Origin of the sequence: Muribaculum sp. NM65_B17 (assembly GCF_004793735.1) — a bacterium.
Taxonomy (GTDB): Bacteria; Bacteroidota; Bacteroidia; order Bacteroidales; family Muribaculaceae; genus Muribaculum; species Muribaculum gordoncarteri.
In genome coordinates this window covers 266,779-282,261 of record NZ_SRYY01000005.1, presented here as the reverse complement: position 1 = coordinate 282,261, position 15,483 = coordinate 266,779, and the positions used below count along the sequence as shown (strand labels likewise).

13 protein-coding genes are annotated in these 15,483 nt (G+C 47.2%); 5 read left to right on the top strand and 8 right to left on the bottom strand.

Features of this window, described 5'->3' with window-relative positions; all coding sequences use genetic code 11:
- Window positions 1–75: 75 nt before the first annotated feature.
- The 3 genes from E5354_RS09500 to E5354_RS09490 all read right to left on the bottom strand — a co-directional run bounded on the left by E5354_RS09500 (window position 76) and on the right by E5354_RS09490 (window position 3,751).
- Window positions 76–1,101, bottom strand: a complete 1,026-nt coding sequence (locus tag E5354_RS09500; RefSeq protein WP_008664959.1) for a hypothetical protein — start codon at window positions 1,099–1,101, stop codon at window positions 76–78.
- 11 nt (window positions 1,102–1,112) lie between these two features.
- Window positions 1,113–2,402, bottom strand: a complete 1,290-nt coding sequence (locus E5354_RS09495; RefSeq protein ID WP_008664958.1) for a YhcG family protein — start codon at window positions 2,400–2,402, stop codon at window positions 1,113–1,115.
- A gap of 65 nt (window positions 2,403–2,467) precedes the next feature.
- Window positions 2,468–3,751 (bottom strand): site-specific integrase, encoded by a 1,284-nt coding sequence (locus E5354_RS09490; protein ID WP_008664955.1) that lies wholly within the window; start codon window positions 3,749–3,751, stop codon window positions 2,468–2,470.
- A 482-nt stretch (window positions 3,752–4,233) separates the two neighbouring features.
- Between E5354_RS09490 and E5354_RS09485 the strand changes: the two genes are divergently transcribed.
- On the top strand, window positions 4,234–5,580 hold the full coding sequence (locus E5354_RS09485) for an MATE family efflux transporter (RefSeq protein WP_135947302.1): 1,347 nt from the start codon (window positions 4,234–4,236) through the stop codon (window positions 5,578–5,580).
- An 85-nt stretch (window positions 5,581–5,665) separates the two neighbouring features.
- On the opposite strand, the gene E5354_RS09480 is transcribed toward E5354_RS09485, so the two are convergent.
- Together E5354_RS09480 and E5354_RS09475 are read right to left on the bottom strand one after the other, a co-directional pair.
- The gene (locus E5354_RS09480; RefSeq protein WP_135947301.1) at window positions 5,666–6,142 is read right to left on the bottom strand and encodes a hypothetical protein; all 477 of its coding nucleotides are present in this window, start codon (window positions 6,140–6,142) and stop codon (window positions 5,666–5,668) included.
- Window positions 6,143–6,309: 167 nt separating this feature from the next.
- Window positions 6,310–6,549: a hypothetical protein gene (locus E5354_RS09475; protein WP_135947300.1), complete on the bottom strand. Its 240-nt coding sequence runs from the start codon at window positions 6,547–6,549 to the stop codon at window positions 6,310–6,312.
- Between the two features lie 367 nt (window positions 6,550–6,916).
- On the opposite strand from E5354_RS09475, the gene E5354_RS09470 reads away from it, so the two are divergent.
- Complete coding sequence (locus tag E5354_RS09470; protein WP_135947299.1) at window positions 6,917–7,897, top strand: aldo/keto reductase; 981 nt, start codon at window positions 6,917–6,919, stop codon at window positions 7,895–7,897.
- 567 nt (window positions 7,898–8,464) lie between these two features.
- Here the strand turns inward: E5354_RS09470 and E5354_RS09465 are convergent.
- On the bottom strand, window positions 8,465–8,920 hold the full coding sequence (locus E5354_RS09465) for a DIP1984 family protein (RefSeq protein WP_123396460.1): 456 nt from the start codon (window positions 8,918–8,920) through the stop codon (window positions 8,465–8,467).
- 58 nt (window positions 8,921–8,978) lie between these two features.
- Window positions 8,979–9,986 carry a helix-turn-helix transcriptional regulator gene (locus E5354_RS09460; RefSeq protein ID WP_135947298.1) on the bottom strand — a complete coding sequence of 336 codons (1,008 nt, stop codon included), beginning with the start codon at window positions 9,984–9,986 and terminating at the stop codon, window positions 8,979–8,981.
- Window positions 9,987–10,086: 100 nt separating this feature from the next.
- On the opposite strand from E5354_RS09460, the gene E5354_RS09455 reads away from it, so the two are divergent.
- The 3 genes from E5354_RS09455 to E5354_RS09445 all read left to right on the top strand — a co-directional run bounded on the left by E5354_RS09455 (window position 10,087) and on the right by E5354_RS09445 (window position 13,239).
- Complete coding sequence (locus E5354_RS09455; protein ID WP_370527915.1) at window positions 10,087–11,262, top strand: RtcB family protein; 1,176 nt, start codon at window positions 10,087–10,089, stop codon at window positions 11,260–11,262.
- 70 nt (window positions 11,263–11,332) lie between these two features.
- Complete coding sequence (locus E5354_RS09450; RefSeq protein ID WP_123396457.1) at window positions 11,333–11,782, top strand: PepSY-like domain-containing protein; 450 nt, start codon at window positions 11,333–11,335, stop codon at window positions 11,780–11,782.
- 155 nt (window positions 11,783–11,937) lie between these two features.
- On the top strand, window positions 11,938–13,239 hold the full coding sequence (locus E5354_RS09445; protein ID WP_123396456.1) for a Na+/H+ antiporter NhaC family protein: 1,302 nt from the start codon (window positions 11,938–11,940) through the stop codon (window positions 13,237–13,239).
- A 4-nt stretch (window positions 13,240–13,243) separates the two neighbouring features.
- Here E5354_RS09445 and E5354_RS09440 read toward each other — a convergent pair whose 3' ends face one another.
- Window positions 13,244–15,349, bottom strand: coding sequence for a M3 family metallopeptidase (locus tag E5354_RS09440; RefSeq protein ID WP_123396455.1), 2,106 nt, complete (start codon window positions 15,347–15,349; stop codon window positions 13,244–13,246).
- Window positions 15,350–15,483 lie beyond the last annotated feature (134 nt).

The window sequence follows — 15,483 nt, the reverse complement described above, 5'->3', positions numbered from 1 at the left end:
AATAAAAATACCACTCAAAAATTAATTTGAGTGGTAAAAGTGGTAATTTCGTAAAATATCAGGGTGTATCACGGATTATCGGAATATTGCGTCCATTTCTTTGGCGAACTTCTGGTTACTGTCACTTGGAAAATCCGACACCGGTTCCTTGTACTTTGACTTGTAGTAGTTCTCGTCAATATCCAACTGTTTCAGGATTATATTCTTCCATTTATCCCTGTCTTGTTTGGGCAGTCTTTCACTCATCAGGAATATCAGGTAACACACCCGTATTTTTTCTCGTGCCTTGATTTTTAATTCCTTTTTACAGGAGGATAGGTTCATGTTGGCATAGAAGTCCTGCGTTGCAATATCTTCAAACTGTTCCCCCACACAGACTTTATGAATAAGCGAAAGTAATTCTGCATCGAAATATTCGGATTGCTCCTTTGGCGCATCCTGCTGTTTCTCTTGCTTGCTCGGTTCATCCGGCTTGTCTTTTTCTACGGGAATATATTTTGCCAATATTTCCATAAAATGGAAACTCAGTTTATAAATATCTCCGCAACAGTTCTCAATATATTGGAGAGATTCCTTTCTTGCCTGCCTTTCCAATTCATAAAGCCTGTCCAGTTCTTCTTTTTCCTTCTCATATTCAGCCTTGCAGCGTTCATACTCCTTTTCGGCTTGCTTTTCTTCTGCTGCCGTATGTACCCTGTAGCCAATGGAATCATACCTGTTGTATGCTTCATTCAAAGGCTTGCTTAATTTTTGTGTAACCTCCAATTGTGCCTTTATATCAGCGTCATATCTGTCGGCAAAGTTGTAGCACACACGAGAAATTATCTCATCATCAAACAATGGATGTTTTTCATAAATGAGTATGTTTTTCTCTATCTCGGTTCTCAGGCTGTTGAGAATCAGAGTATATTTTTCTTTCTGTTTGTCAAGCACCAGTTCAAGGATGGCGGCTTCAAAAGCTTTTGTGTCATTGTATTGCTTATAGAAGTCCGTGATGAATTTCTGCTTGTCAAAAGAGAAAGTATGGCTGACTATAAAGTCGCTGTATATCCGGTTGAGTTCGCCGTATTGGGGAATCATAATCTGTATTTCTCCTGCCATATACGCTTGGTTTATGGATTCTTATCTTTATCAAGAAGGGAAGTCAGTTCTTCCTCCACTTCTTCTATACTTGGCAGAGCCGATTTTAAGTTTTCAGGTATAGCCTTGCTCAGTTGGTAATCGCTGATGCCTATCGGCTGGTCGTAGCCTGTCAATGCGTATTGCGCTACAACTTCGTCTTTCCCCTTGCACAGCAACAACCCGATAGTCTTGTTGTCATTCTCTCCCCTCAGTTTGTCATCCACCACATTGATGTAGAAGTTCAGTTGCCCCGCATACTCCGGTTTGAATGGGGTCGCTTTCAATTCCACTACGATGTATGCGTGCAGGGGGATGGAATACAGAATCAAGTCTGCATAGAAATCGCTGTTACCAATTTGAAAGTGTTTTTGTCGGGCAACAAAGGCAAAGCCATTGCCCATTTCCAGCAAGTAACGGGTGACGTGCTTAACCAATTGTTCTTCTATGTCCCTTTCGTCCGCCTTTTCCTTCGTTCCAGCCAAATCAAAGATGTACGGGTCTTTCAACAGGTAATTGGCAAGGTCGCTTTGCGGTGCAGGAAGCGTGGCTGTGAAATTGTTTACCTTGTTGTTGCTGATTTGTCTGCTATATAAGTTGGTCTCAATTTGTATTTTAAGAACATTACTGCTCCAGCCCATTTCCACGGACTGTTTCATGTACCAATATCCTATGCCTAACGGTAACGAGCCATCAAGTATAACCATTTGGCTTGCCCAGTTTATTCTGGCGACAGGGGAGTTCAAGAAAATTTTTTCTATCTCCCTAATTCCCATTCTGTAAATGGCAGAAACGGTTTTCTCTACGTCCTGAATTTGCGCAGGAGTTTCCTGCGTAAATTCTAAAGACTGACAATCAACGGATTGTATTTGCGCAGTAAGTTCCTGCGCAAATTGCTTGTCGTTCAGTTTTAATACTTCATTTGTTACATTCTGTATGTTTGGAACAGACAGTCTTGCATCCGTATCAATGAAATTCTGCAATGCTCTCAATGGATATGTTCTTGCAAACTGACACATATAGGTAAGGTTGCGTTCTGAATAGCCTTTCTTTTCAGGGAAATTCAGCCGGATAGCCTTTGCCAACTGTTTGATGGTTTTGCTTCCCCATCCGTGCAGTTGCTGATGATAGAGAATATAGTTGCCCATTTTCCAGTAATGGAACAACATTTGCGCATTGGCAGCGGTAATCAGCCGTACTTGCGCCTGTTGTATTTCCGAACCGACAGCATTTATAAATGCATCAAAATTCGTCTTTTCTATGTTATGTCCGTTGTTGCTCATCTTATGATATTTTCAGAATACAAATATACTTCAATGGTGGTAATCTATGAAACTAATTGATACTTTTATAGTTGATTAAACTTGTTCATGGCGTTTGCTCTGATGTCATCCGCTATATCAATGTAGGGCTTCATGGCTTTGTAATCACTGTGTCCAGTCCATTTCATAACCACCGGCGCCGGAATTCCGAGTGCCAACGCATTACAGATGAAAGTCTTTCTTCCGGCATGGGTACTTAACAATGCGTATTTGGGTGTGACTTCATCTATGCGCTCATTTCCCTTGTAGTAGGTTTCCCGTACAGGCTCGTTGATTTCCGCCAGTTCACCCAGTTCTTTCAGATAATCGTTCATCTTCTGATTACTGATGACGGGCAATGCCATGTGGTTCTCGAAATGAACATCCTTGTATTTTTCAAGAATGGCTTTGCTGTGGTCGTTCAGTTCGATTATCAGGCTGTCCGCAGTCTTGACTGTGGTGACTTCAATGTGGTCGGGCTTAATATCACTTCTTTTCAAGTTACGGACATCCGAATATCGTAAGCTCGTGAAGCAACAGAACAGAAAGACATCCCTGACACGTTCCAAATACTGCTTGTCATGCGGTATTTGATAATCTTTCAGCTTGTTCAGTTCATCCCATGTCAGGAATATTACCTTTTTAGGGATTGTTTTCAATTTGGGCTTGAATGCGTCGTATGCAATGTTCTGATGATGCCCTTTTTTGAAGCTCCAACGCAGGAACCATTTGAGAAACCCCATCTGTTTGCCAATAGTGCTGTTTCTCATGTCCTTTTTATCACGCAAGAAATTAACATACTCGTTCAGCCCGAACTCGTTGAAGTATTCAAAGGTTACATCTTCCTTGAATTCTTTGAGGTGATTTCTTACCGCTGCAAATTTCTCATAGGTGGATGTCGTCCAATTATTCTGGTTGCCACACTCTTTTACAAACTCATCAAACACTTCCCAAAAACTAATCTGTACTTCTTCCTGTTGTTCTTCACTGCTGTCTTTCATCCGCAGATTGAATGCATCCTTTAGCTGCTGGGTGGTAGGTATGGTTTCCTGCACCTCAAACTCCTTGAATACGTTTTGCATTTCGGCATAGTATTTCAGCAAGTCTGCATTGATTTCGGATGCGCTTTGTTTCAGCTTGTTGGTGCATCCGTTCTTTACCCGTTGTTTGTCGGCATCCCATTTGGCTACGTCAATCCGGTAGCCTGTTGTAAACTCGATGCGTTGGCTTGCGTATATGACACGCATACGGATAGGCACGTTCTCTACGATTGGCACACCGTTCTTCTTCCGGCTCTCCAATGCAAAAATGATGTTACGTTTGATATTCATAATTGGGTGCGTTTGAAATTCTACACCCAAATATACACCCAAAAATTGAAATAGCAAAAGGCATTTAGAAAGATTTAGATTTACTCTTCATTGTAGATAATATATGATTATCAGTGATTTGCAATTTTATGATATTTTCTGAAAGCGTAGGTTCTGGAGCCTCTCTCTCCGCTAACAACAACCCCAAGTCCTTGCAAGCGACCCTTGCAAGGACTTCTTTTTTGCGGGTCGCCGCCCCACCCGGTAGGGACGCGATAGTCGTGTAATGAGAGAATGAATCGGCGGAATACCTATCGACGGCGGGCAGCAGCGCAGTCAGGGTTGCATATTTGGCTGAAAAATTGTAACTTTGCAGTGCCGATTCAAGACTGCGTTTTGTAATCCTCATCGGAGGGCATGACATGATGCCGGATAAGATGACCGGGTAAAACCACGATTCTTATGCGGCGATTTTTATGTAAAACCCTTAACGAAGATTCATAATGCAACGTGATTCAATTGATTTGGGGACTGTAAAAATTCCCCGACTTTTCAGGCTCTATCTAATTCCGACTCTTTTGGGAATGTTGTCGCTTTGCGCGGTAACGGCTACCGACGGCATATTTGTAGGCCGCGGTGTAGGTAGCGATGCGCTTGCGGCAGTCAACATCTGCATAGCCCCGACCATGGTAATGATGGGAATCAGCCTTATGCTGGGCGTGGGTTCATCAGTAGTTTCCTCAATCCATCTCGCTTCCGGAAATGTCAAGGCTGCACGACTCAATGTGACGCAGGCATTGGCTACAGCAACTCTCATTGTCATCATTTTCCTTGGGTTGACACTCATTTCAATCGACACCACCGGCCGTGCGCTCGGCAGTTCCAACACCCTCATGCCTTTAGTCAGGGATTATATGCCCTGGATATTTGTTTGCTGTCTGTTTCAGTCATGGTGTGGCATTGGCCTGTTTGTGGTCAGGCTTGACGGCTCACCGAAATATGCCATGTGGTGCAATGTGCTTCCCGGACTACTCAATGTAGTGCTTGACTACATTTTCATATTTCCCCTTCAAATGGGGATCAAAGGTGCTGCAATCGCTACATGCATCAGTTGTGCGGTAGGAGGCGTCATGGTGATGTGTTATCTCCTCTTTTTTGCCCGCACATTACGCCTCATAAAGATAAAGATGAGCCGCAAAAGCCTTAGGCTTACCTTGCGCAACATCGGCTATCAATGTAAGATAGGAATATCCGCCCTGCTTGGCGAGGCCACGATGGGTGTATTAATGTTGATGGGAAACCTAATGTTCATGAAGTACATCGGCAACGACGGTGTGGGTGCATTCAGCATTGCCTGCTACTACTGTCCGTTTGTCTTTATGATAGGCAATGCAATTGCCCAGTCAGCCCAGCCAATAATCAGCTACAATTACGGAAAAGGAAGCAAATCAAGAGTTATTGCGACTGAAAAGCTCGCCATCCTTGCCGCTTTGGGCTGCGGACTTGCAATAACAGCCGCCTTCATATTCACCCCCTCGGCTATGGTTCATCTGTTTCTTGACCCGGATCTGGCTGCTGCCAAAATCGCAGTCAAAGGATTCCCCGTTTTTTCCGTCGCCTTCATAGCTTTCATTTTTAATCTTACAGCAATAGGCTATTTTCAGAGCGTTGAAAAGGTCACGCCGTCCATTGTATTTGCATTGCTGAGAGGCTTGATATTTCTCGTCCCGGCATTCATATTACTTCCAACAATACTGAACGCAACAGGGATATGGCTCGCATTAGGCATATCCGAAATCCTTACCGCCCTATCAATAGTCGGTTTTTACATATACAACAAAAGCCGGTAGGGACGCGATACATCGCGTCCGCATCGAAAATGGGCAATTTTTGCAGAGGCAAATTATTTGCGGATATGTCGATAATGGTAATTTATTATTTGCGGACGCGATGTATCGCGTCCCTACGTTTGCGGTGTCGGAGCAGCTTGTCGAGGGGGCTTCGGCCGGGTTTTGACTGGGGATTGGGTGCCGGAGTCGGGAGTTGGGTGCATGCGGAATGAACCGGTTGTGATGCTGATTGCGCGGCTGCAGGGGCGACAGATGCCGACTTTGCGGATTTCGGGCGAGGCAATGGAGCAGCCTTTGCTGCGGCTTTGCGGGCGCGGGCGAGGCGGCGCAATTCACGTGCGCGGTAGCGACGGCGAATCGTTGGCATAATTAGCATGAATATGGCGCGTGGCACGCCGGGCGTCACCTCAACTACCGTCAAGTCGCGCTGATAGGCTTCGATTGCGGCGCATATTTCGTCACGATAGTGTTTCGGCAGGCGGTCGACGGCATCTTTCCACTCCTGATCAAATTTTAATCCCTTACCTTTTCGGCACTGTGCATTCATTGTTGTATTTTCCATAATTTTGTTTTTTCTGCAAATATAGTGCGCCGAAATCCCGAATTTCACCCCATAATGTCGCGAAGCGCATTTTAAATCGGTAAATTTTACTTTTGCTCTCGACTTATTCGATTGTTGGCTGTGCCCAAATAGGACATTTATCACAATTGTGCTGCTTATTTTCCATATTACTTCTTACGAAAAAATGTTTTCAATTTTGCTATGCCTTCAACTCCGAGTATTGTAAGTCCACCGTACTGAAATGTTTTTGCCAGACCGAAAAACACTACCCATAGTATGCCTTTTATTCCAGCACTGATAGGAAGAGCCATCTGGGCAAACGATATTATATAACACGGTATACACAATGAGAGGATGATGACACCTGTACGGAAAGACATCCTTGCAAGTAACTTTCTGATATTCATATCATCATTCTGATATTTAGGCACATATAATTATACTGTCTTCAAACATATCCACTTAAACAGACATTTTATGTCGGGGTTAAGAGTATGCAAATGTACACAAAATACTCCAAATTTCGTGTTCGATACTTATTTATAAACATCTGTGTAAATGTCAGCCAAGATTTGGCATTGCGCTCGACTTATTCGATCGTTGGCTTCGCCCAAGATACTCACGCTCGGCAAAATCAAAATAAATTTTGCTTTTGCACTCGACTTATTCGATCGTTGGCTGCGCCCAAGATACTCTCGCTCGGCAAAATCAAAATAAATTTTGCTTTTGCGCTCGACTTATTCGTATCTTTGCACTAAACCAAAAATTAGGATTATGAACTACAGGATTTTAGGAAAGACCGGCTATAAGGTGAGCGAAATCTCACTCGGCACATGGCAACTCGGCAGCAAATGGGGCGATCCATTTGACGAAAAAGTTGCACGTAACACACTTGAAGCTGCTTATGAACAAGGCATCAACCTCTTTGACACGGCCGACATATATCAGGACGGCATGAGCGAAAAGGCTGTAGGCGAATTCGTAAGAAGCAAATCTGACAAAATATACGTTGTTACCAAATGCGGACGAAAACTCAATCCGCACGTTGCCGAAGGCTACAACAAGGACAACATAACCCGCTTTGCACTCGATTCGCTCAAGAATCTTGGTGTGGAAAGCCTTGACATGCTGCTGCTTCATTGTCCGCCCACCGCTGTTTATCATAGCGACGAGGCATTCACAACCCTCGACAACCTGAAGTCGCAGGGCATAGTCCGCAACTACGGCGTAAGCGTGGAGCGCATCGACGAAGCCATCGCGGCAATGCAATACGGCATATCGGCCATTGAAGTGATATTCAATATGTTCCGCCTCAGACCGGCCGACGAGCTCTTTGCTGCGGCTCATGAAAACAATGTCGGCATCATCGTCCGCGTTCCATTGGCAAGCGGTCTGCTTACGGGCAAATTTAACGAGAACTCCGTATTCGGCGAAAACGATCACCGCAACTACAATCGCGACGGAAAATTCTTTGACAAAGGCGAAACTTTCTCGGGAATCGACTATATGACCGGCGTAAAAGCGGCCAAGGAACTTAAAGAAGCCCTCGGCACCGATAATTTGGCCGAAACTGCATTGCGCTACATTCTCATGTACCCCGAAGTGAGCACCGTCATCCCCGGCGCAAGCTCTCCACAACAGATTGTCAACAATGCCAATGCCACACAATTGCCGCCGTTTACCCCCGAACAGATGGCAATCGTGCGTGACATCTACAATCGCTACATCCGTGAGCAAGTGCATGACAAATGGTGATTACAATTTGTCACCATTTATGGCACATTTGATTTCAATCAAATGAATGAGTAAGCAAACTTTGCATAAAAATAGAAATTTGCTACATTTTCACCCCTTATAAAATACACAAAAGCAAAATATTGTTAAAACAGCAACAATTTGTTCAAATATATTTTGCAGATACCATAAAAAGCCATACCTTTGTAACGTGTTTTTCATGGTATTAGATTTAAGGTTAACTAAGATTGGTTGTCGTGACGACAATCAATTTTTTTATGCCCTTACCTGACCTGCCTCGCCGATAAAAAGATCCAGCCAACAGTATAAAATCAAAGATAATCAATATGGATTATGATTATCATGGCGTCAGAAGGTTATTTGCAATATGAAAAAAGGGGGGGAAACGGGAGGCCGGGTCAAAGTCACGGTAATAAGGTGTTAGTGATAAGAAGTGCAAGTGTGCATCGTGCTGTGAATTACAATTAACAACGGGCCTTCACCTCAGCCCCCACATAAATGAAGCACAAAATCTTCTATTTTGACAATCGCCCCCGACGGTCCCGATTCCCCCTAAGGTCAAGTCGTTCAGTCCATTTCCAATGTCCAGTTCAACGACTGTATTTTTATTTCAAGTTCACGCAACTCCTTGGATAGTGCGTCGCACTTCTTGCGCAACTCGGCCACGTTGACAGTGCTTATGACCCTTATTTCGGTAAGAGTGTGTCGCGGAGTAAGATCGCTCGCCGCGTCAAGAAATCCGCGCATTATGTCGATGTGACGCTTCAATGTGTCACGCCGTGCAATAAGTGCAGTCATCGTAGTGCCGTCGTCGGCCACCACACGGCTGTTGGCGATGTTGATTTTCACTACGAGTTGCTCAAGTTGCTCAAGCAGTCGATTGAGTTCATCGAGCAGCTCCTGCGGATTCTCGCTTGGCGAGGAGCCCTCCTGAACCTTGGCGTTATTGTTAAGTCGCATCGGCATCTGTGCGATACGCTTCTGCAGGTCGGCTCTTATCTGTAAAGCTTCAGCTAATTTCATATAATGTAATCATTAAATTAGTATATTAATAACAAAAATAGAATGAAGTCGTTTACCGTCAACCGTAAATATTCGCACCTTTACGAAACATGTCCCTCATGCGGGTCACCGCCGACTTGGGCGACAACACCTTCACTCCGCCGCCGAAACTCATCATAACGGCATAGAATTCAGGGTTCAACACCACATCGACCTCAAATGTCATCGAACCGTCGTCATTGCTCCTATAAACACAACGCTGCGAGTCATGAACGGGCTTGGTGAGAATGTAGGAAGCCTGCAAACTGTCGGCCCAAAACCTCACAGTAGCCTTTGGCAACCGGGAATGCTTGGTGACGCCTATAACATCGTCAAAGAAATGATCGTCAAAGTCGGGGTCGTCACGATATGGGATGTCGGGACAAGGATTCACCTCCAGGATGCGGTCAAGCGCGAAATTAAACAGCTTCATGTCGCCGGCACGAGAGCCGAAGACAAACCATCGGTTGCGATACTCCTTCAGCAGATAGGGAAATATGAAATACTCACTCGGATGACGCGCGTTGAATGAATGGTACACCACCCTGATTGTAGTGCGCGACGATATGAAATCATATATCACGTTGAGCCATTCAAGCCCCTTCAGCCGGCGGTTACGCTCAAAGTCAACGATAGGCCGCCGCTCGGTCAACGCCACCCTATCCTGCAACCGGCTTACCACATCGGCCATGTCGTGATAACGATCAAACTCGTCAAACCGGCGCAAGATGTCGATTGCACCGTTGAGCAGCTCAATGTCGTGGCTCGACAACGGCAACCGGCTTATCGAGTAATCAGGGTCGGAGTAACGATAGTATTTTCGCTCATACACCTCTATGGGAGCTTCGTAGCCGAGGCGGTCGGAACGCATCATCTGCAAGTCAAGCTGCACGGTGCGCACACTCACCTGATCGTCCTTCCCCTCATACTCATACAGCGCGTCGGAACATGCATCAACGAGATCCTTCAAAGTCCATCGCCTGGCTGTGTTGCGCAGACAACAGTCAATGGTGTGATAGCGTAAAAGAGCGTTCTTGTTTTGCGACATACCGGAATAAATTTTTTACAAAAATATCATTTTTTATTCATCTACGCAAAAACATTGCGCAGATGCCCCTGAACTTTGTCGCAGAAACTTAGACATATCAATCATGGAAGTAACAACAATCAACAACATCGTGGTAAAGAACTGGGCGACAGGCCTCGACCAACACGCCGTTCAGGAGGTGGAAAATCTGTGCAAACTGCCGTTTGTATTCAAGCACATAGCCCTGATGCCCGACGCCCACGGAGGAAAAGGGATGCCGATAGGCGGAGTGCTGGCAACGAAGGGCGTAGTCGTTCCCAACGCCGTGGGAGTCGACATAGGTTGCGGAATGTGTGCGGTAAAGACCAATGTAAAAGTCGCCGACATAACCCAGGAAGTGCTCCGCAAAAAGATACTGCGCGGCATACGCAAGCAGATTCCGCTCGGACGCGCCCACCACAAAATCGCTCAGCCCGAAGAGTTCATGCCCCAAGGCCACAATCTCGAAGCCACAGTAGTGGTGGCCCGACAGCAGATGTCGGCCATGAAGCAAATAGGCACTCTCGGCGGAGGCAACCACTTCATCGAGCTGCAGCGCGACGAGGAGGGCAACCTTTGGATAATGATCCACTCGGGCTCGCGCAATCTCGGCAAACAGGTGGGCGACTACTACAACGAGAAGGCCGAGGCACTGAACCGTCGATGGTTCTCATCGGTTCCCTCCGAAATACAATTGCCGTTTCTGCCCATGCGCACCGACGAGTTCCGCCAATACTGGGCCGAGATGAGCTACTGCATCGACTTCGCTCTCGCCAACCGCCGACTGATGATGCAGCGCATCCAGGAAGTGATAGGCGAAGTTATGCCCGGCACCGTATTTGAGCCGATGATAAACATAGCCCACAACTATGCCGCATTTGAGAACCACTTCGGCGAGGATGTCATCGTTCACCGCAAGGGAGCCACTCTCGCACGCGAAGGAGCCGTGGGCATCATTCCCGGTTCACAGGGTACATGCTCTTACATAACCGAAGGGCTTGGCAACCCGGAGTCGTTCATGTCGTGCTCACACGGCGCAGGACGACGGCTGTCGCGCTCCGAGGCGGTAAACACCCTGTCGATGGAGAGTGAGATAGCAATGCTTGAACGGCAGGGAATCGTTCACTCGATACGCACAAAAACCGACCTTGAAGAGGCGGCCGGCGCCTACAAAAACATCGACGAAGTGATGGAGGCTCAATCGGATCTCGTTAAGATACGCACCAAATTGATGCCGATAGCCGTAATAAAAGGATAAAAACAATGGGTAGAGGCCGACAATTAGCGATTTCAATTGTTTAAATATCGAACAATAATAAATTATAGGAATGAAAAAACTGATTATGGCCATATTACTTATTATGGCAACTGCAACTGCAGCCCATGCCGCTTTCGATAAATACACAATCGATCGCAGCAATCTGCCGCAAGCTGCACAGGACATGCTTCAGGAGTACTTCCCGAAAGCCAAAGTGAGCATGATAAAAATAGACAAGCATCTGCTTAAAAAGACCGACTACGATGTGAAGCTGGTAAACGGAACCAAAATAGAGTTCAACAACGCCGGCAAATGGACATCGGTCGACTGCAAGACTCGAGAAGTGCCTCAGGGACTTATCATGAAACCGATTCGCAATTACCTGAAGAAGAATTTCAATGACGAGAAGGTAGTGAAAATCGAGAAGAAGTCATGGGGATATGAACTCGAACTGTCGGACGGAGTGGAACTGAAGTTCAATCTCCTCGGACAATTCAAAAGCATGAGCATGGATGACTGACAGTTTCCGGGGGCGACACAGGGTCGTCCCCGGTTTTTTATATATCAGTAATTTTCACATACTTTCATGAAGTTACAACACCGGGTGATGCCGCTTATATGGATAGTTTTGATTAAATTTGCAGTCAATTTCAACAAATCAGCATCTCCATTGCTATGTCACATAACAATACAGCCCACATAAACGGACTTGTTGCAATATCGCCCATCGCCGTATTCCTGCTCTTCTATCTCGCCGTGTCGCTAATCGTAGGCGACTTCTACAAAATGCCCATAGCCGTGGCATTGATGGTGGCATCGGCATGGGCAGTCGTCATAATGCGCGGAACGCCGCTGTCGAAGCGTGTCGAGATCTTCTCACGTGACGCGGGGTCGTCCAATGTCATGTATATGATATGGATATTTCTGCTTGCCGGCGCATTTGCCTCACTCGCCAAGGAGATCGGCGCGGTTGAAGCCACCGTAAATCTCGCGTTGAAGTATCTGCCGGCCGAGATGATAATCCCGGGGCTGTTCTTTGCCGCATGTTTCATATCGCTGTCGATAGGAACATCGGTGGGTACGGTAGTGGCACTCGCTCCCCTCACCGTCGAGCTGGCCCAGTCGGAAAGCGGTTCCATACCCTTCTTTGTGGCCACGGTGCTGAGCGGAGCCTTTTTCGGCGACAACCTTTCATTCATCTCCGACACCACCATAGCCGCCACACGCACCCAGGGATGCAAAATGAACGACAAGTTCAAGGCCAACCTGTGGATAGCGCTTCCGGCAGCAATAGCAACCCTCGTCCTGTACATATTCATAGGAGCCCGAGTATCACACGCCGAGCTAATCGCCGACACCAATCCATGGCTTATAATACCCTACATCGTGATCATAGCGACGGCATTGATGGGAATCAATGTCACGGTAGTGCTGTCGCTCGGAATAGTGACGGCAATAACAATGGGACTGCTAAGCGGATTCAAGATTCTGGATCTGTTCGGATTCATGGGAGCCGGAATCGACTCGGTGGGCAATCTGGTGATAATCACGCTGCTTGCCGCCGGAATGCTCGGACTTATAAAGGCTGCGGGAGGCATCAACTACATCCTGTCGCTGCTCACCGCCCGCATCAACGGACAGCGAGGCGCGCAGGCTTCGATAGCCATGCTCGTGAGCCTCGTGAACATGTGTACGGCCAACAACACCGTAGCCATCATAACAGTGGGCTCGCTGTCGAAGTCGATATCGCAACGATTCGGCATCGACCCGCGCAAAAGCGCATCGCTGCTCGACACATGCTCATGCATCGTGCAGAGCCTTATACCCTACGGAGCACAGACCCTGCTCGCCACGGCACTTGCGGGAATATCACCCGTGGCGCCGTGGCCCTACATGTACTACTCGTGGATGCTTATAGGGATGGTAGTGCTGTCGATTCTGTTCAAATTTCCGCGTCACCTCAACAAGAGGCCGTAGCGTGTCAATCCTTGCGCGCAGGCAGGTCCTGAGGAAGGTTGGGTGACTCCGACGGCGACTTTATGCCGTCACGTTCAAGAAGAGCGTCGATTGTTGGTTCCTGGCCGCGGAATCGCTTGTACAGCGTCATGGGATGCTCGGTGCCGCCTTTCATAAGCACATTGCGGCGGAACGAGTCGGCAGTGGCCTTGTCAAACAATCCGTTCTTCAGGAAAAGTGAGAATGCATCGGCATCCAGCACTTCGGCCCACTTATAGCTATAGTATCCGGCTGCGTATCCGCCCGAAAATATGTGACTGAACTGGGGCGAGAAGATGCATCCGTCAACATCGTCAAACATCGACACGCTTTCCAATGCCTTGCGCTCAAAACCGACAACATCCTCTACAGGGCTCTCGATAGTGTGCCATGCCATGTCGGTGAATCCGAATCCAAGCTGACGCAAGCACGCATAGGCGGCTCCATACTGCGACGACTGCACGATTTTATCGACAAGATTCTGCGGAATCGGCTCGCCTGTAACATAGTGGCGGGCAAATCCGTCAAGAAATTCCTTCTGTGTAAGATAGTTCTCATTGAACTGCGACGGGAGCTCCACGAAGTCACGGTAGACGCTCGTACCCGACAGCGACGCATATTTAGTGTCGGCCAACAAGCCGTGAAGAGCGTGTCCGAACTCATGCAGGAATGTTTCCACTTCGTAGGGAGTAAGCAATGCCGGCTTTGTGCCTGTGGGCTTTGTGAAGTTCATGACAATCGTCACGTGGGGACGCACCTGAGTGCCGTCGGCGGTGACGCACTCGTCCTTGAAACCGGTCATCCATGCTCCGGGGCGCTTGCTTTCGCGCGGGAAGAAGTCGGTATATATCACTCCGAGATAACTGCCGTCGGCATCCTTTACATCGTAGGCCTTCACGTCGGGATGATAGACCTCGATGTCGGCATTAGGCTCAAATGTCAATCCGTAGAGTTTTGTAGCCAATCCGAAAACACCGTCTATCACATTGTTAAGTTCAAAATAGGGACGAAGTTCCTCCTCGTTATAGCTGTACTTGGCCTGCTGTAGCTTATTGGAGTAGTAGCTGTAATCCCATGCCTTAATCTTGACGGGACGGCCTTCAAGCTGAGAGGCATAACTCTCAATCTCGGCAAACTCCTTCAGCTGAGCCGGGCGATAGGCCTCGGCGAGTTCATTAAGGAGCTTGTAGACATTTTCGGGAGTTTCGGCCATGCTCTTTTCAAGGCTGTACTCGGCATAGTTCTTCTTGCCAAACAGTGCAGCAATCTCGCGACGCGTTTCGGCTATGTCGGCGAGAATCTCCATGTTGGAATATTCGCCCTTGGTGTTTCGTCCGTTATATAGACGGTATAAGCGCTCACGAAGGTCGGGGCGGTCGCTATATTTCATGAAAGCGGTGTAGACAGGCTGCGCGAGCGTAAACAGATACTCGCCTTCACGCCCCTTCTCCTTGGCTGCGAGAGCGGCGGCCTCAACCGAGCTTTCAGGCAAACCGCTCAGATCGTCGGCAGTAAGCCATATCTCGTAGGTATTCAGCTCCTTAAGGACATTCTGTCCGAACTTGGTAGTTAGATCGGACAGATGAGCCGACAACCGGCGGTATTCGTCACGCTTCTCCCCTTTCAGCTCGGCACCCGAACGTGCAAACGAGTCGTAGGTCGTGGTGAGCAACATGCTGTCCTCGGCATTGAGATTCAGCCTGTCGCGCATGTCGTAGACCGTCTTTATCCTCTTCCAAAGCCCCTCATTAAGGGAAATGTCGGTGGAGTGCTTGGAAAGCTTGCCTGAAACGCGCAGCGAAATGTCCATCAATTCGTCATCGCTCAACGCCGACAACATGGGATAGAACACGTTAAGTACACGATTAAGATCGCTTCCCGAACGCTCAAGAGCCACAATGGTGTTCTCGAATGTGGGAGCGGCCGACTGATTCACGATATCGGCAATCTCTTTATTTTGAATCTCAATTCCACGGTCTATCGCCTCTTCATAGTGCTTATTCTCTATCGATGAAAAGGGTACTGAATTGTGCACGGTTGCAAATTCGTCAAAAAACGGATTGGCAGTTGGTTGTTGTTGAGCCTGTAACATAATTGAAAACATTACCGAAAAGGCTAAAATCGCTTTTCTCATATATTAAAAGTTATGTGATGTCATTTCCATAGACAAAGATAATAGGAAAACATCACATAACTATCCATAATACAAATTTTAACTGCCTGCCG

Excerpts from the sequence above, each read along its gene's own strand:
- E5354_RS09480 (WP_135947301.1), bottom strand. The coding sequence starts at position 6,142 with ATGGAAAATACAACAATGAATGCACAGTGCCGAAAAGGTAAGGGATTA.
- E5354_RS09465 (WP_123396460.1), bottom strand. The coding sequence starts at position 8,920 with ATGAAATTAGCTGAAGCTTTACAGATAAGAGCCGACCTGCAGAAGCGT.
- E5354_RS09500 (WP_008664959.1), bottom strand. The coding sequence starts at position 1,101 with ATGGCAGGAGAAATACAGATTATGATTCCCCAATACGGCGAACTCAAC.
- E5354_RS09450 (WP_123396457.1), top strand. The coding sequence starts at position 11,333 with ATGAAAAAACTGATTATGGCCATATTACTTATTATGGCAACTGCAACT.
- E5354_RS09470 (WP_135947299.1), top strand. The coding sequence starts at position 6,917 with ATGAACTACAGGATTTTAGGAAAGACCGGCTATAAGGTGAGCGAAATC.
- E5354_RS09485 (WP_135947302.1), top strand. The coding sequence starts at position 4,234 with ATGCAACGTGATTCAATTGATTTGGGGACTGTAAAAATTCCCCGACTT.
- E5354_RS09445 (WP_123396456.1), top strand. The coding sequence starts at position 11,938 with ATGTCACATAACAATACAGCCCACATAAACGGACTTGTTGCAATATCG.
- E5354_RS09440 (WP_123396455.1), bottom strand. The coding sequence starts at position 15,349 with ATGTTACAGGCTCAACAACAACCAACTGCCAATCCGTTTTTTGACGAA.
- E5354_RS09490 (WP_008664955.1), bottom strand. The coding sequence starts at position 3,751 with ATGAATATCAAACGTAACATCATTTTTGCATTGGAGAGCCGGAAGAAG.
- E5354_RS09475 (WP_135947300.1), bottom strand. The coding sequence starts at position 6,549 with ATGAATATCAGAAAGTTACTTGCAAGGATGTCTTTCCGTACAGGTGTC.
- E5354_RS09495 (WP_008664958.1), bottom strand. The coding sequence starts at position 2,402 with ATGAGCAACAACGGACATAACATAGAAAAGACGAATTTTGATGCATTT.
- E5354_RS09460 (WP_135947298.1), bottom strand. The coding sequence starts at position 9,986 with ATGTCGCAAAACAAGAACGCTCTTTTACGCTATCACACCATTGACTGT.